The 20394-nt window shown below is 63.6% G+C and carries 18 protein-coding genes; 5 read left to right on the top strand and 13 right to left on the bottom strand.

The genetic code is table 11. The features are described 5' to 3' along the window. Positions 1 to 17: 17 nt before the first annotated feature. The 6 genes from EXV95_RS00080 to EXV95_RS00105 all read right to left on the bottom strand — a co-directional run bounded on the left by EXV95_RS00080 (position 18) and on the right by EXV95_RS00105 (position 4714). Entirely contained in the window at positions 18 to 338 is a 321-nt protein-coding gene (locus EXV95_RS00080) for a succinate dehydrogenase assembly factor 2 (protein ID WP_055393121.1), read from the bottom strand. An 18-nt stretch (positions 339 to 356) separates the two neighbouring features. After that, entirely contained in the window at positions 357 to 1061 is a 705-nt protein-coding gene (locus EXV95_RS00085; protein WP_055393124.1) for a succinate dehydrogenase iron-sulfur subunit, read from the bottom strand. A gap of 25 nt (positions 1062 to 1086) precedes the next feature. Continuing rightward, positions 1087 to 2895 (bottom strand): succinate dehydrogenase flavoprotein subunit, encoded by a 1809-nt coding sequence (sdhA, locus tag EXV95_RS00090; RefSeq protein ID WP_055393127.1) that lies wholly within the window; start codon positions 2893 to 2895, stop codon positions 1087 to 1089. A gap of 29 nt (positions 2896 to 2924) precedes the next feature. Then, positions 2925 to 3290, bottom strand: a complete 366-nt coding sequence (gene sdhD / locus EXV95_RS00095) for a succinate dehydrogenase, hydrophobic membrane anchor protein (RefSeq protein WP_055393129.1) — start codon at positions 3288 to 3290, stop codon at positions 2925 to 2927. Between the two features lie 67 nt (positions 3291 to 3357). Further along, a complete protein-coding gene (gene sdhC, locus EXV95_RS00100) occupies positions 3358 to 3792 on the bottom strand; it encodes a succinate dehydrogenase, cytochrome b556 subunit (protein WP_121419458.1) in 435 nt (144 codons plus the stop codon). 133 nt (positions 3793 to 3925) lie between these two features. Further along, positions 3926 to 4714 (bottom strand): GntR family transcriptional regulator, encoded by a 789-nt coding sequence (locus EXV95_RS00105; RefSeq protein ID WP_055393133.1) that lies wholly within the window; start codon positions 4712 to 4714, stop codon positions 3926 to 3928. A gap of 215 nt (positions 4715 to 4929) precedes the next feature. Between EXV95_RS00105 and EXV95_RS00110 the strand changes: the two genes are divergently transcribed. The 5 genes from EXV95_RS00110 (at position 4930) to EXV95_RS00130 (ending at position 13192) form a co-directional block, all read left to right on the top strand. Beyond that, complete coding sequence (locus tag EXV95_RS00110) at positions 4930 to 5916, top strand: malate dehydrogenase (RefSeq protein ID WP_176885343.1); 987 nt, start codon at positions 4930 to 4932, stop codon at positions 5914 to 5916. Between the two features lie 14 nt (positions 5917 to 5930). Further along, a complete protein-coding gene (locus EXV95_RS00115; RefSeq protein WP_255484862.1) occupies positions 5931 to 6998 on the top strand; it encodes a CoA ester lyase in 1068 nt (355 codons plus the stop codon). 32 nt (positions 6999 to 7030) lie between these two features. After that, positions 7031 to 7660 (top strand): hypothetical protein, encoded by a 630-nt coding sequence (locus tag EXV95_RS00120; RefSeq protein ID WP_176885344.1) that lies wholly within the window; start codon positions 7031 to 7033, stop codon positions 7658 to 7660. A 127-nt stretch (positions 7661 to 7787) separates the two neighbouring features. After that, a complete protein-coding gene (gene acnB / locus EXV95_RS00125; protein ID WP_055393150.1) occupies positions 7788 to 10373 on the top strand; it encodes a bifunctional aconitate hydratase 2/2-methylisocitrate dehydratase in 2586 nt (861 codons plus the stop codon). A gap of 203 nt (positions 10374 to 10576) precedes the next feature. After that, entirely contained in the window at positions 10577 to 13192 is a 2616-nt protein-coding gene (locus EXV95_RS00130; RefSeq protein ID WP_176885345.1) for an ankyrin repeat domain-containing protein, read from the top strand. 161 nt (positions 13193 to 13353) lie between these two features. Here the strand turns inward: EXV95_RS00130 and EXV95_RS00135 are convergent, their stop codons facing one another. The 7 genes from EXV95_RS00135 to cyoA all read right to left on the bottom strand — a co-directional run bounded on the left by EXV95_RS00135 (position 13354) and on the right by cyoA (position 20224). Further along, entirely contained in the window at positions 13354 to 13917 is a 564-nt protein-coding gene (locus EXV95_RS00135) for a response regulator transcription factor (RefSeq protein WP_121507064.1), read from the bottom strand. A gap of 4 nt (positions 13918 to 13921) precedes the next feature. Continuing rightward, complete coding sequence (locus tag EXV95_RS00140; RefSeq protein ID WP_176885346.1) at positions 13922 to 15250, bottom strand: ATP-binding protein; 1329 nt, start codon at positions 15248 to 15250, stop codon at positions 13922 to 13924. Then, positions 15231 to 16067, bottom strand: coding sequence for an SURF1 family protein (locus tag EXV95_RS00145; RefSeq protein WP_176885347.1), 837 nt, complete (start codon positions 16065 to 16067; stop codon positions 15231 to 15233). Before EXV95_RS00145 ends, EXV95_RS00140 begins: the two co-directional genes overlap by 20 nt. Next, positions 16067 to 16498 carry a cytochrome o ubiquinol oxidase subunit IV gene (gene cyoD, locus EXV95_RS00150; RefSeq protein WP_176885348.1) on the bottom strand — a complete coding sequence of 144 codons (432 nt, stop codon included), beginning with the start codon at positions 16496 to 16498 and terminating at the stop codon, positions 16067 to 16069. The genes EXV95_RS00145 and cyoD overlap by 1 nt, the downstream gene beginning before the upstream one ends. 2 nt (positions 16499 to 16500) lie before the next feature. Beyond that, positions 16501 to 17136, bottom strand: a complete 636-nt coding sequence (cyoC, locus tag EXV95_RS00155; RefSeq protein WP_176885349.1) for a cytochrome o ubiquinol oxidase subunit III — start codon at positions 17134 to 17136, stop codon at positions 16501 to 16503. Beyond that, a complete protein-coding gene (gene cyoB, locus EXV95_RS00160) occupies positions 17129 to 19066 on the bottom strand; it encodes a cytochrome o ubiquinol oxidase subunit I (protein WP_370460282.1) in 1938 nt (645 codons plus the stop codon). Before cyoB ends, cyoC begins: the two co-directional genes overlap by 8 nt. A gap of 93 nt (positions 19067 to 19159) precedes the next feature. Continuing rightward, entirely contained in the window at positions 19160 to 20224 is a 1065-nt protein-coding gene (gene cyoA / locus EXV95_RS00165; RefSeq protein WP_176885351.1) for a ubiquinol oxidase subunit II, read from the bottom strand. Positions 20225 to 20394: the final 170 nt, after the last annotated feature.

The raw sequence follows: 20394 nt of genomic DNA on the forward strand, positions 1-20394 counted from the left end.
GCGAGAAAACCCGCTCGTCAGGTGCCCAGCACGGGGGTGCCGCCGCTTTCCCGCAGCATGCCCAGCACTTCATGCACCTCGGGCGCATCCAGCGTCTCACTGGGTTCCTTGCGGCAAAGCAGCAGGTCCAGGAGGTCGTTGTCGGCGAGGTCCATCAGGGCCGCAAGGCCCTGGGCGTGGCGCTGGTTCAGCTCAGGCTCGAAACGGGTGAAGAACTGTTCGATGAACAGATCGTTTTCCAGCAGGCCGCGCCGGCAGCGCCAGTGCAGCTTGCTGAGTTCGCGTTCCGTCAGCAGCGGCGAGGCTGCCGAGGGGGCGGTGGTGGCGGTTGCACCCATGGCGGTCCTGGGCCCCGGTCAGATGGCGCGACGCACCATCAGTTCCTTGATCTTGCCGATGGCCTTCGTGGGGTTCAGGCCCTTGGGGCACACGTCCACGCAGTTCATGATGGTGTGGCAACGGAACAGGCGGTACGGGTCTTCGAGGTTATCGAGGCGCTGGCCGGTGGCGTCATCGCGGCTGTCGGCGATGAAGCGGTAGGCCTGCAGCAGTCCGGCAGGGCCCACGAACTTGTCGGGGTTCCACCAGAAGCTGGGGCAGCTCGTGGAGCAACTGGCACACAGGATGCACTCGTACAGGCCGTTGAGCTCTTCGCGCTCTTCGGGAGACTGCAGGCGCTCGCGGTCGGGTGGAATCTGCTCGTTGATCAGGTAGGGCTTGATCGAGTTGTACTGCTTGAAGAACTGCGTCATGTCCACGATCAGGTCGCGGATCACGGGCAGGCCGGGCAGGGGCTTGAGAACAATCGTGCCCTTCAGGGTGTTCATGTTCGTCAGGCACGCCAGGCCATTCTTGCCATTGATGTTCATCGCGTCGGAGCCACAGACGCCTTCGCGGCACGAGCGGCGGAACGACAGCGTGGGGTCCTGCTCCTTGAGCTTCATCAGGGCGTCCAGCAGCATGCGTTCATGGCCGTCGAGTTCGATCTCGATGGTCTGCATGTAAGGCTTGGCGTCCTTGTCCGGGTCGTAGCGGTAGATTTGGAATGTGCGCTTTTGCATGGTTCTTCTCTCGTGGGGCTACTGTTTAGAACGTACGGACCTTGGGGGGCACGCTGTCCACCGTCAGGGGCTTGAGGTTGACCGGCTTGTAGGCGAGGCGGTTGCCTTCGCTGTACCACAGGGTGTGCTTCATCCACTCCTGGTCATTGCGGCCCAAGGGGAACTCGGCGTGGTCGGCAGGGTGCTCGTAGTCGTACACGGTGTGGGCGCCACGGCATTCCTTGCGGGCGGCGGCCGACACCATGGTGGCCTGCGCCACTTCGATCAGGTTGTCCACTTCCAGCGCTTCGATGCGGGCGGTGTTGAACACCTTGGACTTGTCCTTCAGCGTCACGTTGGCCACGCGGCTGCGGATCTCGGCGATCTTCTTGACGCCTTCGTCCATGCTGGCCTGGGTGCGGAACACGCCGGCATGCTGCTGCATGGTGGAGCGGATGTCGCCTGCCAGGTTTTGCGCGTAGATGCCTTCGTTCGACTTGTCGAGCTGGTTCAAGCGCTCCAAGGTGCGGTCGGCCGCATCCTTGGGCAGGGGCTTGTGCTCCTTGTTCTTGTTGTTGAACTCGACGATGTGGCGGCCAGCGGCCTTGCCGAACACCAGCAGGTCCAGCAGCGAGTTGGTGCCCAGGCGGTTGGCGCCGTGCACCGACACGCAGGCGCATTCGCCCACGGCGTACAGGCCGTTGACCACTTCGTTGTTGATGCCGTTGGCTTGTGCAACCACCTGGCCGTTGATGTTGGTAGGCACGCCACCCATCTGGTAGTGGATGGTGGGCACCACAGGAATAGGTTCCTTGGTGATGTCCACGTTGGCGAAGTTGACGCCGATTTCGTACACCGAAGGCAGGCGTTTATGGATGGTGTCTGCACCCAGGTGGTCGAGCTTGAGCAGGATGTAGTCCTTGTTGGGACCGCAGCCGCGACCTTCCTTGATTTCCTGGTCCATGCAGCGGGACACGAAGTCGCGCGGGGCCAGGTCCTTCATGGTGGGCGCATAACGCTCCATGAAGCGCTCGCCGTTGCTGTTGAGCAAAATAGCGCCTTCGCCACGGCAGCCTTCGGTCAGCAGCACGCCAGCGCCGGCCACGCCCGTGGGGTGGAACTGCCAGAACTCCATGTCCTGCAGCGCAATGCCGGCACGTGCCGCCATGCCCAGGCCGTCACCGGTGTTGATGAAGGCGTTGGTCGATGCCGCAAAGATGCGGCCAGCACCGCCGGTGGCCAGCAGCACGGTCTTGGCTTCCAGGATGTACAGGTCGCCGGTTTCCATTTCCAGGGCGGTCACGCCCACCACGTCGCCGTCGGCGTCGCGGACCAGGTCCAGCGCCATCCATTCGACGAAGAAGTTGGTCTTGGCCTTCACGTTCTGCTGGTACAGCGTGTGCAGCATGGCGTGGCCGGTGCGGTCGGCGGCTGCGCAGGCACGTTGCACGGGCTTTTCGCCATAGTTGGCGGTGTGGCCGCCAAAGGGGCGCTGGTAGATGGTGCCGTCGGGGTTGCGGTCGAACGGCATGCCGAAGTGCTCCAGCTCATACACCACCTTGGGGGCTTCGCGGCACATGAACTCGATGGCGTCCTGGTCGCCCAGCCAGTCGGAGCCCTTGATGGTGTCGTAGAAGTGGTAGTGCCAGTTGTCTTCGGACATGTTGCCCAGCGATGCGCTCACGCCGCCTTGTGCAGCCACGGTGTGCGAACGGGTGGGGAACACCTTGGACAGCGAGGCCACGTTCAGGCCTGCGCGGGAGAGTTCAAGCGCGGCACGCATGCCGGAGCCGCCTGCGCCGACGATGACGACATCGAACTTGCGGCGGGTGATGTTAGCGTTGGTGTAGCTCATTATTTTTTGCCTTCAGTCGCGGGGATCAATCAGAGACGCCACAAAACCTGGATACCCCAGCCGGCACAGCCGACCAGCCAGACGATGCTGAACACCTGCAGTGCCAGGCGCAGGCCCACGGGCTTGATGTAGTCCATCAAGACTTCACGCAGGCCGATCCAGGCGTGCCAAGCCAGTGCAACGATCACGGAGAAGGTCAGCACCTTCATCCACTGGGCCGAGAAGATACCGGCCCATTTGTCGTAGCCGATGGGGCCTTTGGAGAAGATCACCTGGGCCAGCAGTGCCAGGGTGAACAGGGCCATCAGGACTGCCGTGACGCGCTGGCTGAGCCAGTCGCGCAGGCCGTAGTGGGCGCCGACGACGACGCGCTTGGAACCGTAATTGACGGACATGGGAATTTCCTCTCGTTCTTCGGCGGGCACTGCCTGGCAGCAGCCGCCGCTTTTTGGGGTTGATCGATCAGTACAGGCCGAAAAGCTTGGCGCCCAGCACCAGGGTCAGCGTGATGCTGATGGCCAGGACGGCAAAGGCCGAGGACTTGCCGAATTCCTTGTTCACGGCGCTGTGGCTCACGTCCATCCACAGGTGGCGCAGGCCGGCGGTGAAGTGGTGCAGGTAGGCCCAGATCAGTGCCAGGGCCACCAGTTTGATGAACCAGCCGGGCACGAAGCCAATGCCGATGTTGAAGGCCGCCGAGAACCGGGCGAACGAGATTTCAGACGACACCGAGGTGTCGAACATCCAGATGATGAAAGGCAGCAGCAGGAACATGATCAGCCCGCTGCCGCGGTGCAGGATCGAAACCCACGCTGCAGGAGTCATGCGGTAGGTGGTCAGGTCCTTGAAGGCATTGATGTTGCGGAATTCAGGCCGTTTTTTGGCGAGTTCTGTCATGTTGTGTGCTTTCGTGGATGTAACTGCTTTGTAATTTGAAGATGCAAAGAACGCAAAATTCTATTGCAACGCAACAAGAAGGGTTTGCTCCAGCCCGAATGTTCTACGTTTCCGCTCAGTTGCCAGGGTGGTGTCAGCTCAGTTCGTTACGGTAATGGTGCGTGTCGGTCAGGTACAGGCCGCGCCGTAACTCCATCGGAACGTCGTTGTAGGTGTAGGCGATGCGCTCCACGCTCAGCAGCGGCGTGGCCTGTGGGATCTGCAGCATCGCCGCCTGGTCGGCATCGGGCAGTACGGCACGTATTTTCTCCTCAGCACGTACCATGCGTACGCCGAAGTCGAGTTCAAACATGGCGTAAGTAGGGCCTTGGTAGTTGGCCAACTGTTCGGCCGTCAGCCCTTTGAAAGCCTGGCCGGGCAGCCAGATGTCTTCCAGGATGGTGGGTACGCCTGCGAATGACAGGACTCGCCGCGCCTGGACCACCGGGTCGGCGCTGCGCAGTGCCAGTGCGCGCGCCACGTCAGCGCTGGCACGCACACGTCGACAATCGATCACCTTGCGCTGTGCGGGCCCCTCCACGCGGACGTCACCCGTGTCGGGCATGAGCTTGAGAAAACGGTACTGCACATGCTGCTCGGCATGGGTTGCCACAAAGGTGCCCTTGCCCTGGCGCCGCATCACGAGGTTTTCGGCCGCCAGCTCGTCAATGGCCTTGCGCACCGTGCCCTGGCTCACGCGAAAGCGTGCGGCCAGCTCCATCTCGCTGGGGATGGATTCGCCCGGTTTCCACTCGCCCTGTTGCAGACTTTGCAGGATGAGCCCTTTGATCTGCTGGTACAGCGGGCTGAACGCGGGCGTGGCAGAGCCCGTGCCTGCCAAAGGCTGCGCAGGGTTGTCGGCGTTGAGCGGAAGCGAGGACATGGCGATCGGGAGAAGGGCGGGCCGCACACGAAGTGATACGCGGACTGTGTCAGGGTGTTAATCATATCTTATATAAGACATAAGACAAATTGACCGAGGTGTCCAATCAGCGGTACACTCCAAGGCTGTTTTGCGGGGCACGGGCTGCTGGTAACAGGCGCTGGTGCTTGCGTTGCACTCACACCTGTTTTCCTCACTTCCCTGGAGTTTTCACCATGAGCAAGAAGCCTGTTCGCGTCGCCGTCACCGGTGCCGCTGGTCAAATTGGTTACGCCCTGCTGTTCCGCATCGCCTCCGGCGAAATGCTGGGCAAGGACCAGCCCGTCATCCTGCAATTGCTCGAAGTGCCTGTCGAAGGCCCCCAGAAGGCGCTCAAGGGCGTGATGATGGAACTGGACGATTGCGCGTTCCCCCTGCTGGTGGGCATGGAAGCCCACAGTGACCCCATGACCGCTTTCAAGGACGCCGACTACGCCCTGTTGGTCGGTTCGCGCCCCCGTGGCCCGGGCATGGAACGCGCTGAACTGCTGGCTGTCAACGGCGCCATCTTCACGGCACAGGGCAAGGCCCTGAATGCCGTGGCTTCGCGCAACGTGAAGGTGCTGGTTGTCGGCAACCCTGCCAACACCAACGCCTACATCGCCATGAAGTCGGCCCCCGACCTGCCACGCAAGAACTTCACCGCCATGCTGCGCCTGGACCACAACCGCGCTGCCAGCCAGATCGCTGCCAAGACCGGCAAGGCCGTGGCGGACATCGAAAAGCTGACCGTCTGGGGCAACCATTCGCCCACGATGTACGCCGACTACCGCTTCGCCACCATCAACGGTGAAAGCGTCGCCAAGATGATCAACGACCAGGAATGGAACGCCAACACCTTCCTGCCCACCGTGGGCAAGCGCGGCGCTGCCATCATCGAAGCGCGTGGCCTGTCGTCAGCTGCTTCGGCTGCCAACGCCGCCATCGACCACATGCGTGACTGGGCCCTGGGCACCAACGGCAAGTGGGTCACCATGGGCATTCCTTCGGACGGCCAGTACGGCATCCCCAAGGACACCATGTTCGGTTTCCCCGTGACGTGCGAAAACGGCGAGTACAAGATCGTTGAAGGTCTGGAAATCGACGTGTTCTCGCAAGAGCGCATCAACATCACGCTGGCTGAGCTGCAAGGCGAGCAAGACGGCGTCAAGCACCTGCTGTAAACCAGGTGAGCGCCATGCAGCCGACGCCACAGGCATCGGGCCTTCGGGCCGCCCGGGTCCCCGCGCAGGGGCAGGGCGCTGCGCCATCCCATCCACGCGATGTGTTGCTGGGCGCCCAGGCGCAGACAGGCTTCCTGCCGGTCTGTGACCACTACAGCGGCGTCGAAGCGCGCATGCGCAAGAGCCTGCAGCTGCAGGCCGAGATGACGCAGGAGTTCGGTACCTGCGTCTTTGATGTCACCCTCGATTGCGAAGACGGCGCCCCCGTCGGCCTTGAAGCCGACCACGCCCGGCTGGTTGCCCGTCTGGCCCTGGGCGCTGCACCCGGTGCCCGCGTGGCAGCCCGCGTCCACGCGGTGGACCACCTCGCATTCGCCAACGATGTCGCCACGATAGCGGGCGAAGCAGGCCATCGGCTCAGCCACATCATGGTTCCCAAGGTGGAATCTGTGGACGACGTACTGGCAGCGGAGCGGGCGCTGGAGAAAGCCTCTGCCGCCCCGGTACCGATCCATGTCCTCATCGAATCCCCTGCTGCGGTGCACCGTGCTTTTGAGATCGCAGCCCACCCGCGCGTGCAGAGCCTGAGTTTTGGCCTCATGGATTTTGTGTCGGCCCATGGTGGCGCCATCCCTGCGCATGGCATGACTTCGGCGGGGCAGTTTTCTCACCCACTGGTGGTGCGTGCCAAGCTGGAGATTGCCGCTGCCTGCCATGCCCACGGCAAGGTGCCATCGCACTGTGTGGTGACGGAGTTCGCCGATACGGTGGCCATGCAAGGCGCCGCCAGCCGTGCCGCGCGCGAGCTGGGCTATACCCGCATGTGGAGCATCCATCCCGCACAGATCCGACCCATCCTGCAGGCGTTTGCGCCTCAGCAGGATGACATCGAAGTTGCTTCAAAAATAATAGCTGCTGCCGCAGATTCTGATTGGGCTCCCATTAGTTTTGAAGGCACGTTGCACGACCGCGCCAGCTATCGCTTTTACTGGCAGGTGCTGGAGCGCGCCCACCGTACCGGGCGCGCACTTCCTCTTGCCGTGCGCCATTGGTTTGGCGCGTCGGCCTCCGTTCCGTTGTGAACATTCCTGAATTTTTCCACGCAGGACCTCCCATGAAATCCTTTATCGCCTCTGCCCTGATGCTGCTGGCTCCAGCCCTCGCCCTGGCGCAAACCCCTGCCAAGACCGAAGCCAAACCCGAGACCAAGGCTGCCGCCAAACCTGCAGCAAAGCCCGCTGCCAAGTCCGATACGAAGTCTGCCAAGGCTGCGGACAAGACGCCTGCCGCCAAGAAATCTTCGGTGGCCAAAACCGAAGGCACCAGCAGCCGCAGCCAGCTCAAGAGCGCGGCGAACCAGGTGGCCACCGGCATCATTGCTGCCGAAGCTGCGCTGTCCCCCGAAGAACTGGCCATTGCCGAACGTGTGCACGTGGGCCGCATTCCCTGCGAACTCGGTGCCTTTGTCACCGTGACCGCCGAGCCCGCGAGCCCAGGCCACTTCCATGTGGAAGGCAAGGGCTTCAAGTACTTCATGGCCCCGGTCGCTACCACCACGGGCACGGTGCGCCTGGAAGACCAGAAGGGTGGCGCCGTCTGGCTGCAGATCGCCAACAAGTCCATGCTGATGAACCAGAAACTGGGTCAACGCCTGGCCGACGAATGCATGAGCCCGCAGCAGGTGGTGGTGGCCGAGGCCATCAAGAAAAACCCGCCCGTGAGTGTGCTGGAACCCCTGAAGTAAGCCCTTCACCAGCGCAGCGCCACGGAGAAGAAAACCGCACGACCCCGCGCATGCAGGCGCCCTGGCTATCGAAAAACGCCGCGGCACTGCACGCCGCCCCACTTTAGAACGCAACCGGAGAAAAATGATGTTGAAAGCCTACCGTGACCACGTGGCCGAGCGCGCCGCCCTCGGCATCCCGCCCTTGCCACTGACCGCCAAGCAGACGGGCGAGCTGATCGAGCTGCTCAAGAACCCCCCTGCGGGCGAAGAAGCCACGCTGGTGGACCTGATCACGCACCGCGTGCCTGCCGGTGTGGACGACGCCGCCAAGGTCAAGGCCAGCTACCTGGCTGCCGTGGCGCACGGTACTGAAGTGTGCACGCTGATTGGCCGCGAGCGCGCCACGCAGCTTTTGGGCACCATGCTGGGCGGCTACAACCTCACCCCCCTGATCGACCTGCTGGACGACGCTGCGGTGGCCTCCGTCGCCGCTGAAGCGCTCAAGAAGACGCTCTTGATGTTCGACCAGTTCCATGACGTCAAGGAAAAGGCCGACAAGGGCAACACCTTCGCCAAGGCCGTGCTGCAAAGCTGGGCCGATGCCGAGTGGTTCACCAGCCGTCCCGAAGTGCCCCAGAGCATCAAGCTCACCGTGCTCAAGGTCACTGGTGAAACCAACACCGACGACCTGTCGCCCGCACCGGACGCGTGGAGCCGCCCCGACATCCCGCTGCACGCGTTGGCCATGCTCAAGAACAAGCGCGACGGCATCACGCCCGAAGAAGACGGCAAGCGCGGCCCGGTGAAGTTCATCGAAGACCTGCGCGCGCGTGGCAACCTGGTGGCCTACGTGGGCGACGTGGTCGGCACGGGTTCGAGCCGCAAGTCCGCCACCAACAGCGTGCTGTGGTTCACGGGCGAAGACATCCCTTTCGTGCCCAACAAGCGCTTCGGCGGCGTGTGCCTGGGCAGCAAGATTGCGCCCATCTTCTACAACACCATGGAAGACGCTGGTGCACTGCCCATCGAACTGGATGTAAGCCAGATGCACATGGGCGACGAGATCGAACTGCTGCCCTACGCTGGCAAGGCGCTCAAGGACGGTAACGTGATTGCCGAATTCGAAGTCAAGAGCGAAGTCCTGTTCGACGAAGTGCGTGCCGGTGGCCGCATTCCGCTGATCATTGGCCGTGGCTTGACTGCCAAGGCCCGCGAAGCCCTGGGCCTGCCGCCTTCCACGCTGTTCCGCCTGCCGCAAGTGCCTGCCGCCACCGGCAAGGGTTTCACGCTGGCCCAGAAGATGGTCGGCCGCGCCTGCGGACTGCCCGAAGGCCTGGGTGTGGTGCCCGGCACCTACTGCGAACCCCGCATGACCTCGGTGGGCTCGCAGGACACCACCGGACCCATGACCCGCGACGAACTCAAGGACCTAGCCTGCCTGGGCTTCAGCTCCGATCTGGTGATGCAGTCCTTCTGCCACACGGCTGCGTACCCCAAGCCCGTGGACGTGAAGATGCACCACGAGCTGCCTGACTTCATCAGCACGCGCGGCGGCATCTCGCTCAAGCCTGGCGACGGCATCATCCACAGCTGGCTCAACCGCATGCTGCTCCCTGACACCGTGGGAACGGGCGGCGACTCGCACACGCGTTTCCCCATCGGCATCAGCTTCCCTGCAGGTTCGGGCCTGGTGGCGTTCGCCGCAGCCACGGGCGTGATGCCCCTGGACATGCCTGAATCGGTGCTGGTGCGCTTCAAGGGCCAGATGCAGCCCGGCGTCACGCTGCGTGACCTGGTGCACGCGATTCCGCTGTACGCCATCAAGCAAGGCCTGCTCACAGTGGCCAAGCAGGGCAAGAAGAACATCTTCTCGGGCCGCATCCTCGAAATCGAAGGCCTGCCTGACATGAAGGTCGAGCAAGCGTTCGAACTGTCTGACGCCTCGGCCGAGCGCTCTGCCGCTGGCTGCACGGTGCGCCTGAACAAGGAACCCGTGATCGAGTACATCAACTCGAACATCGTGTTGCTCAAGAACATGATCGCCCAGGGCTATGCTGACGCACGCACCATCGGCCGCCGTATCAAGGCCATGGAAGCCTGGCTGGCCAACCCCCAGCTGCTGGCACCTGATGAAGATGCCGAGTACGCGGCCGTCATCGAGATCGACCTGGCCGAAATCACCGAGCCCATCGTTTGCTGCCCCAACGATCCCGACGACGCCAAGACGCTGTCGGACGTGGCGGGTGCTGCCATCGACGAAGTGTTCATCGGCTCGTGCATGACCAACATCGGCCACTTCCGTGCAGCCTCCAAGCTGCTCGAAGGCAAGAAGGACATCCCCGTCAAGCTGTGGATGGCCCCGCCCACGAAGATGGATGCGCACCAGCTCACCGAAGAAGGCCACTACGGCGTGTTCGGCGCGGCCGGTGCCCGCATGGAAATGCCCGGCTGCTCGCTGTGCATGGGCAACCAGGCGCAGGTGAAGGAAGGCGCTACCGTGATGTCCACCAGCACGCGCAATTTCCCCAACCGTCTGGGCAAGAACACCAACGTGTACCTGGGCTCGGCCGAACTCTCGGCCATCTGCTCCAAGCTGGGTCGCATTCCTTCCAAGGAAGAGTACCTGGCCGACATTGGTGTCATCAACCAGAATGGTGACAAGATCTACAAGTACATGAACTTCGACCAGATCGCCGAGTTCAAGGAAGTGGCAGACGGCGTGACCGCCTGATCCTTCCCCTCGGGGATGGATCGACCAGCAAAAAGCGGCTCCATGGAGCCGCTTTTTTTATGGCGATGGATGGCGGTTGCAGCCCACGCAGTCACCATGCCAATCCACACCGTGCCACGCAACGCATGCGGAGTTGTCACGCAAATGTCACGATTCCGTCGCTATGCTCCAGCCATAAAACAACAAAAAATGGAGGGACATCCATGGGCCAAGAGGGAAACAATGTCGGCAAAACCAGCGGCCTGGGGGCACGCGTCGGGGCGCTGCTGTTTAGCGCGGTCTTCGCGCTGGGCTTTGGGCTGGGTGGGTACTACGCGGGGCTCAAACCGTTGGCCCACACGCTGCAAATGGCCCTGCAGGTGCGCAGCTGGCACCCCGTGCAGGCCGAACTCCTGTCGGCTGAACTCAAGACACACCAAGGCAGTGAGGGCCCCACTTACGAAGTGCAGGCCCGCTACCGCTATCAGGTGGCGGGCAAGGCCTACGAAGGCACCCGCGTCGGCCTGGACGCGCGGGGCAACAGCGACAACATCGACGACTGGCCACGGCAGTGGGCGGGGCGTCTTCAGAGCGCGCAGGCACGGGGGCTGGGCATCACGGTCCTGGTCAATCCCAACGATCCGTCGCAGTCGCTTATCGATCCCTCCATCCGCTGGTCGCTGCAGATTTTCCGCATTCCGTTTGCCCTGGTTTTTACCTTGGTGGGGCTGGTGGCGGCCTGGTTTTTTCTGCACACCCTGCTGGGTCTGGTCAGGGCCGGTGGGGCATCGCCGGAAGCTGGCAGCGGTGGCCTGCAGCCGGGCTCGTCGCCCACCAGCTTGTTTGCGAAGGGCGCTTCCGGCACTTCGGTGGGGACCATCTGGTTTTTCACCATCTTCTGGTGCGGCATTGCGTTCCCTATGGCAGCCCTGCTGTGGACCCAATCCAGCGCCCCCTGGTTTGCCAAGGCCTTCATCTCCCTCTTCGTGATGATCGGCCTGGGGCTGGTGGCCCTGTCGGTGCGCCATACCCACATGGCCTGGCGCTACGCGGGCGCAGAGCTGACCGCACTGCCCACAGTCCCGCGTGCGGGCCACCCGGTCGAGATGACACTGCTCCTGCCCGAGCGTGCCGCCGCCTACCAGCAGGGCCAGCAGTTGCAACTGCGCCTGGCCCAGTACCGGGTGGATGAATCGAGTTCCGGCTCGCCGGAGCGTTGTGTGGAGTCTTTCTCTGAACTCGCACGTGTGCAGCCCACGGCCGATGGCGGCCTGCGGCTGACGGCCCGTTTTGAACTGCCACCCGACGCGCCCCCGCACGGCGCGCAGCGCTCTGGTGAACGTGTGGACTGGCGGCTGGAGTTGCTGCGCACCCCGGGCGGGGACGTAGAGCTGACCTACGACGTGCCCGTGCAGGCGGCCCCACAGGCGTTTGGCCACGAGCAGGCCGATCGCTTTGACCGGCGCGCTATCTGGAAGAAAGTGACCCCCATCGCGCCCGCTGATCCGGCCCACGGAGAAGGAGAAGCGGGCGTGGCCGGTGAGGGCGCCTTGCTCCTGCCCGCTTCCGTTACGCTGCTGGAGACCCCGCATGCGTGGCAGTTTGAGTTCAGCCGTCGCGGCTGGCGCTGGGCTGCGGGCCTGGTGCTGGCGGGTCTTGTGGTGGAGGCCTTCCTGAACGGCCGCTTCGGCTCTGGCGGCATCGGATTGCCACCATTCTTTGTGGCCACCGGCGCCTGGTGGCTGCTGGTCGCCTTTGTCCTGCAGGCTGCCACCTGCCGCTGGACTCTGTCTGTGCGGGATGAGGGCATCACCGTGCGCCGCTACTCTGCGCTGTGGTCGCGGGCAAACGCCCTGCCCGGACAGGCCAGCCAGAGCCTGGTGCACAAGCTGCTGTATTCCACCGGCAGCGGCGCCAGCGAGACCCCTTACTTCGCTGTCTATGCGCGCGAGGGCGATGGCACGCTGGTTCGGTTGACCCCCGGCGTCAGTGGCGAAGGGGCTGCCACTGCGTTGGGCCAATCCATCGCGCGGGCCTGGTCGCACCGCCGGGGCCATTTCAGCCCTGGCGCACAGCGGCCTGCCCGCGCCGCGCATTCGCGCCCGGCCTGGGGATTGCTGCTGCTGGCAGGTGCTCTGGTCTGGTGGATCTGGGGGCCGTCCCTTGTCGGCGTGGTGCGCCCGGCTCTGCCCGGTCCATCCGCTGCGCCCGTCGCCGCCGTACAGCCATCTGCGTCGTATTCTGCTGCGGACGACGCGCTGCTCGACGCGCAGGACGCCGGTGATGCCCGGGCCCTGGGCGCAGCCCTGGCAGCAGGCGCCAACCCCAACCTGCTCGCGCCCAGCGGCTCGTCCGTGCTCATGCTGGCGGCCCACCGGGGGCAGCTCGAACACATCGAGCTGCTTTTGCAGGCTGGTGCCCAGCCCGACCTTCGCCAGACACACAAAGACAGCGAGCGTGGCGACACCGCGTTGTTGCGCGCCTTTTATGGCGGCCACCTCGCTGCCGCCCAACGCCTGATGCAGGCCGGAGCCAGCCTGGCGGCCCGCAACCGGTGGGACTGGGGCCCGGCGCATATGGCGGCGCAAAGTGGTTGTGTGCCTTGTTTGCAGTGGCTGGCCGAACAAGGGCAGCCCCTGGACGAGCCTGCGCCCGCAAGCCGGGGTGAGACGCCTGCGATGCTGGCTGCTGCCAAAGGGCGCATCCAGACGCTGGAGTGGTTGGAGGTGCGGGGTGTGGACCTTTGGCGCAAAGACCCGCATGGCAAGAATGCGCTGGATTGGGCGCGGTTTGGAAAGCAGCAGGAGGCGGAGCACTGGCTGGTGCAGCGCCAGCGCTGATGTGCGGCCAGGCCTCAGGCGCAAAGGGTGTCTATGGATGGGCTGAGGTGGTTGATGGCTGCCCATGAGTTTTGCTATAAAATATATAGCTAACAATGACGCCCTTTAAGCGCTAGCGGCCAATTCCTCTTGAAATACCGAGCCTTGGTTCCGGTGCCCGCCTAACGAACCTGCTTCTTTTCCAGCTTGCGGGTCAGGGTGCGGCGGTGCATGCCCAGGCGCCTTGCCGCTTCGGAGAGATTGAAGCCGGTTTCTGCCAGCACCTCGTTGATGCGCTCCCATTCCAGCGTCTTGATGGAACTGGAGCGGTTGGTCAGCTCCACTTCGGTGTTGCCCGCCTTCAGGCCAAAAGCGGCCTCGATGTCGTCGGTATTGGACGGCTTGGCGAGGTAGTGGCAGGCGCCCAGTTTCACGGCCTCCACGGCGGTGGCGATGCTGGCAAAGCCGGTCAGCACCACGATCAGCATGTCTTCGCTGGCGGCATGCAGCTTTTGCACGCAGGCCAGGCCCGAGGCTTCGCCCTTTAGCTTGAGGTCCACCACCGCAAAGCCGGGCGTGTGTTGTGCGAGCAGCGTTTCGACCTCGGGCAGGCTGGCAGCCTGCAGCACGCGGTAGCCGCGCCGTTCGAACGAACGGGCGAGCGTGCGGGCAAAGGCCTCGTCGTCTTCCACGATGAGCAGCAGTGGTTGCGCTTGTTCTCGTTCTTCGTCGTCGGTAGGGCTCATGGCTTCAGGCTTTGGCTTCAGGCAGTGCGATCGCCGCCAGTGGCAGTTCGATGGTTACTTCGGCACCCCCTTCGGGGCGGTTGCGTGCCGCCACGCTGCCACCCAGCGTGCGTGCCACGTTGAGCACAAGGTACAGGCCCAGCCCACCGCCCGGGCGGTTTTTGGAGGACTGGTAGGGCGTGCCCAGCTTGGCCAGCATGTCGGGGGCAAAGCCCGGCCCTGCGTCGGTCACCGTGATGCGCAGTGCATCGGCGTTGCGGGTGACGGCCAGGCGCACCCAGCCGGGCGAGGCGTCGCGTGCATTGTCCAGCACATTGAAAACCATCTGCTGCAGCGTGGTGTCTGACACCATGGGCGTATCCGCGCCAAAGTCGTTGTCGTAGATGAACTGCGGCATTGACCGGGTGCTGCGCCATTCTTCGGCCAGGGCATCCACAAAGGTGCGCACGGTGGTCTGCATGGAGGCCTCGCCGCGTGTCTCTCCGGCCGAAAGCAGGATGCCGCTCACGATGCTCTTGCAGCGCTGCACCTGGGCCTGCATTTCGTCGATGTCCTCCTTCAGCGCTGGGTGGGCTGCCAGCTGCTTGTCATGCTGCCAGTCCCCCAGGATCACGGCCAGCGTGGACAGCGGCGTGCCCAGCTCGTGGGCCGCGCCTGAGGCCAGCAGGCCCATGCGCACGATGTGCTCTTCTTCCACGCGGCGGCGGCGTGCTGCGGCCAGGCGCGCATCGCGTTCACGCAGGTTCAGGTTGATGCGGGTGATGAAGACCACCACCAGCGTGGCGTTGAGCACAAAGCACACCAGCAACCCGATCACGTATAGGCTCGACAGGCCCTGGTGCAGGTCCTGCGGCAACTCCAGGGGCAGATGGTGTGTGGCCAGCACGCCAAAACACAGCAGCGTGATGATCACGATGGACCAGATGTAGGCGCCGCGCAGCAGCACGGCCCCCAGCGTGATCTGCAGCAGGTACAGGAAGACGAACGGATTGCTGGTGCCCCCGCTCAGGTACAGCTGCACTGTGAGCACGGCCACATCGATCAGCAGGGCCAGAAAAAGCTCCACGTTGCGCACCACCACACCGGTGCGCAGCCGCAGCAGGCTCACTACGTTGAACACCGCCAGGCAGCCCACCACCAGCAGCATCTCGCGCACAGGCAGCGTGAGGTTCAGGCTGTAGTGCGCCATCTCGATGGTGAACACCTGGCCGACCACGGCAATCCAGCGCAGCTCGATCAGCTGCTGCAGGTTCTTGATGCCTGCGGCGGCATTGGCCGAGCGTGCGTTGCGCTGCGGCGCGGCGGTCGCAGTATCAGGACGAAGAGGTGTCATCAGGGGCGAAGGTGGTGGCAGGGCGCGCAAAGCCGCGCAGGCGGCGCTCGTAGCGTGCCACATACCAGCCAGCACCCGCAACCATGAGGGCCAGACCGTACCAGGTCAGTGCGTAGACCAGGTGGCTGTTATGGAAACGGATCACCGTCATGCCAGCGCGCGGCCAACTGGTATCCGCTGCCGGGGGCGCAGCGGCGCCTTGTGCGGGAGGCAACCCCGCATCGATGAAGAAGGGGGCAGTCTCGGGCAACTGCAGCCAATGGCCGATGGCCGTAATGTCGCGCGAGTACCAGCGCTGCTCAGCCGGGGCATTGGTGCGCAGAAAACCACCGTCAGGCTCGCTCATGCGCAGCAGGCCCTGGACAGTCGCGGTGGTGGAGGTAGGGGTAGAGGCGGGCATGGGCGTTGCCAGCCATTGGGCGCGCTGCTCCTGCGGCACAAAACCCCGATTCACCAGCAACTGCGATCCATCGGCCAGCTGCAAGGGCGTCATCACCCAGAAGCCCGAGCCCAGCTCGGTCAGGGCCTGGGTAAGCACGGTTTTCTCGGGCAGCCACCGGCCCTGCGCGGTGACAGGCAGGTATTCGTGGGTGGCCGCACTCACCTGGGGCCACTCTGGGCGCAGGGGCAGGGCCTTGGGGGCTGCATGCACGCGCTGTTCCACGCGCTCGATCAACGCGAGCTTCCATGCGCGGCGCTGCACCTGCCAGGTACCCAGCGCGATAAAGCCCAAAAACAAGGCGATGCCCACCACTGCGAGCACCGCCTGGCGAAGCCGCCGGGCCTGGGGGGGCGGGGCTGTGGGATGGGACGGCATCAGGGCGTCGAGTGGCCCGGCGCCTCATGCGTTGCGGGCGTGGGGGTGGGGTGCTCGGGCATCATGTTCGCGTTCATGTGGAACATGACCCACAGGGTGCCGGCGATGGCGATGGCCACAAACACCACCGTGAAGATGGTGGACAGCATGGTCCAGCCGCCTTCGACCTTGCCGTTCATGTGCAGGAAATACACCATGTGCACAAGGATCTGGATCACGGCGAAGCCGCCCAGCACGAGCACGGCGGTGTTGCGGTCGGCGATGACCTTGGCCATGACGAGCCAGAAGGGAATGGCCGTGAGGATGACCGAGAGCACGAAGCCGATCGTGTAGTCGCGCAGGCTGCTGTGCGGTTCCGCGTCGCCATGGTGGTCGTCGTGGCCGCCATGGTCATGGGCGCCGTGTGCGTGTGTTGTGTGTTGTGCGCTCATAGTTACAGCACTCCCATCAGGTACACAAAGGTGAAGACGCCAATCCAGACCACGTCCAGAAAGTGCCAGAACATCGACAGGCACATCAGGCGGCGGGTGTTGGCAGGGATCAGGCCGTGTTTGCCGATCTGCACCATCAGCACCACCAGCCAGATCAGACCGAATGTCACGTGCAGGCCGTGGGTGCCCACCAGCGTGAAGAAGGCTGACAGGAAGGCGCTGCGCTGGGGCGTGGCGCCCTGGTGGATCAGGTGGGCAAACTCATAGAGTTCGAGGCCCAGGAAGCACAGGCCGAAGAAGCCGGTGACGGCCAGCCACAGCAGCGTGCCTTTCACATCCTTTTGCTGCTTGCGCAGCATGGCAAAACCGAAGGTGATGGACGACAGCAGCAGGAAGGCCGTATTGATGGCCACCAGCGTCAGGTCGAACAGCTGCGCACCGGTGGGGCCGGCCGCATAGCTGCGGCCCAGCACGCCATAGGTGGCAAACAGGGCGGCAAAGATGAGGCAGTCGCTCATCAGGTAGAGCCAGAAGCCCAGTGCGGTGCCGTTTTCGGGATGGGGCTCGTGCGCAAGGTGGTAGTCGCGCGGGGCCAGGGCGCCTGTGGCGGCGCCAGCGTTGAGGCGGAGTTCAGACATGGCGTGCCAGTTGGAGTGTGCGGGCTTCTTCGGTGGCGGCGACTTGGGACGCCGGGATGTAGAAGTCACGCTTGTAGTTGAACGTGTGGATGATCGAAGCCAGCAGCAGCGCCGCGAACGAAACGCCCGCAAGCAGCCACATGTGCCAGATCAGCGCGAAGCCAAAGACCAGCGACAAGGCCGAGATGACCGCGCCCGAGCCGGTGTTGGCAGGCATGTGGATGGGCGCAAAGCCGGCGAGCGGGCGCTTGTACCCATGCTTCTTCATGTCCCACCACGCATCGATTTCATGCACGACGGGGGTGAAGGCAAAGTTGTAGTCGGGCGGGGGCGATGAGGTGGCCCATTCGAGCGTGCGCGCATCCCACGGGTCGCCCGTGTGGTCGCGCAGCTGGTCGCGCTTGAGGTAGCTCACCACCAGCTGGATCAGGAAGCAGGCGATGCCCGCAGCAATCATTGCGGCGCCGATGGCGGCGATCACGAACCAGATCTGCAGCGACGGGTCTTCAAAATGGTTGGCGCGGCGCGTGACACCCATCAGACCCAGTACATACAGCGGGCCGAACGCCACCCAGAAGCCCACCACCCACAGCCAGAAGGAGCGCACGCCCCAGGTGCGATCGAGCTTGTAGCCAAAGGCCTTGGGATACCAGTAGTTGATGCCGGCGAACAGCCCGAACAGCACACCACCGATGATCACGTTGTGGAAGTGGGCGATCAGGAACAGGCTGTTGTGCAGCACGAAGTCGGCCGGGGGCACGGCCAGCAGCACGCCGGTCATGCCGCCAATGGCAAAGGTCACCATGAAGGCCACGGTCCACATCATGGGCAGCTCGAAACGGATGCGGCCCTTGTACATGGTGAACAGCCAGTTGAAGATCTTCGCGCCCGTGGGGATCGAGATGATCATCGTCGTGATGCCGAAGAAGGTGTTGACGCTCGCACCCGAGCCCATGGTGAAGAAGTGGTGCAGCCACACCAGGTACGACAGGATGGTGATCACCACCGTGGCGTAGACCATGGAGGTGTAGCCGAACAGGCGCTTGCGGCAGAACGTGGCCACCACTTCCGAGAAGATGCCGAAGCAAGGCAGGATCAGGATGTAGACCTCGGGGTGGCCCCAGATCCAGATCAGGTTCACGTACAGCATGGGGTTGCCGCCCAGGTCGTTCGTGAAGAAGTTGGTGCCCGCATAGCGATCCAGCGACATCAGCACGAGCGCTGCCGTCAGCACGGGGAACGAGGCCACGATGAGCGCGTTGGTGCACAGGGCCGTCCAGGTGAAGACAGGCATGCGCATCAGGTTCATGCCGGGGGCACGCATCTTGATGATGGTGACGATCAGGTTGATGCCCGAGAGCGTGGTGCCCACCCCCGCTATCTGCAGCGCCCAGATGTAGTAGTCCAGCCCCACGCCCGGGTTCTGCGCCCCCAGGTTGGAGAGCGCCAGCCAGCCCGCGGTGGAGAACTCGCCCAGGAACAGCGACACCATCACCAGCACGGCGCCGGCGGTGGTCATCCAGAAGCTGAAGTTGTTCAGGAACGGGAAGGACACGTCGCGCGCGCCAATCTGCAGCGGCACCAGGTAGTTCATCAGGCCCGTGACCAGTGGCATCGCCACGAAGAAGATCATGATCACGCCGTGGGCGGTGAAGATCTGGTCGTAGTGGTGCGGCGGCAGGTAGCCCATGTTGTCGCCAAAGGCCATGGCCTGCTGCAGGCGCATCATCACGGCGTCGGCAAAGCCGCGCAGCAGCATCACCAGGCCCAGGATCATGTACATGATGCCGATGCGCTTGTGGTCAATGCTGCAGATCCAGTCACGCCAGAGCGTGCCCCAGAGCTTGAATTTGGTGATGGCGGCCATCACGGCCAGGCCACCCAGCAGGGTGGCAATGAAGGTCCACAGCACGATGGGCTCGTGCGCCATCGGTATGGAATCCCAGGTGATTCGGCCCAGGGCCCAATGCGGTTCGGTTACAACGGGTGAGGTGGACATGTTCGTCAGTCTCTTATGCGCGGATCATTGGCGGGAGAGGGTGCGGTCGTAGACCGTGGCGTGGCGCGCTTCGAGTGCTGCCACCACCTGGGCGGCGTTGTCCACGGTGCAGACGTCCTGGGGCAGGTTCAGGCCCTGGGCCTTCATGAAGGCCTCGCCACCGCGCTCGTCGATGGACATCATGTGGTGCATGCACATCTTGCCGTCCTCGACGCAGCGGTTGAGCACCTTGTCGTACAAACCGTCTTCCACGCTGGCAAAGCGCTGCACGGGGTCGCGCTCGCTGGGCTTGACCAAGTCCAGGTAGGCCTGGCGCGTGAGTGGCTTGCCTTCGGACTTGTTCTTGGCCACCCATTGATCGAAGTCACCCTGGCTCAGGCCATGGAACTTGAACGTCATGCCCGAGAAGCCGGAGCCGCTGTAGTGCGAGGACATGCCCTTGTACACGCCGGGCTGGTTGATCACGGCGTTCAGCTCGGTCTGCATGCCGGGCATCGCGTAGATCATGCCGGCGAGGTCGGGCACGTAAAACGCGTTCATCGTGGACGTGGCCGTGAGCTTGAACAGGATGGGGCGGTCCACCGGCGCAGCCAGTTCATTCACGGTGGCAATGCCCAGTTCGGGGTAGAAGAACAGCCACTTCCAGTCCATGGCCACCACCTGCACTTCCATGGGGGTGGATTGGGCGTCCAGCGGTTTGCTGGCCGAGATGCGGTCCAGCGGGCGGTAGGGGTCGAGCTTGTGGGTGCCGATCCAGGTCAGGGCGCCGAGGGCGATGACGATCAAGAGCGGCACCGTCCAGATCACCAACTCCAGCGTGGTGGAGTGGTGCCAGTCGGGGTCGTAGTCGGCCTCGGTGTTGGCAGTGTTGTTCTGGCGGTACTTCCAGGCAAACCACAGGGTGAGGGCAATCACCGGAACGATGATGATCAGCATCAGCAGCGTGGCCTGGATGACCATGTGGCCTTGCTGGGCCGCGATGTCGCCGGCAGGGTTGAGGACGACCGCCTTGCTGCAGCCAGCCAGGCTGCCCAGGGCGGCCATGGCGGCGAGCCAGACAGGCACGCGAGGTAAAGGTAGTTTGGACATGTGACAGGCGCAACCAAGGCGTTTAAGGGTAAACGCGGATAACGAAGTGCAGTCGAATGTAATAGCCCTAGCTTTTTTGTACATTGGACATTTTGTCCAAGGTCAAAGTAATGCGCCCCACTTTGGTGCATTTCCGGCCCCTGCGGTTGTTGTCCTGCACACGGCATAGT

The sequence above is a fragment of the Acidovorax sp. JMULE5 genome (assembly GCF_013376875.1).
Taxonomy (GTDB): Bacteria; Pseudomonadota; Gammaproteobacteria; order Burkholderiales; family Burkholderiaceae_C; genus Acidovorax; species Acidovorax facilis.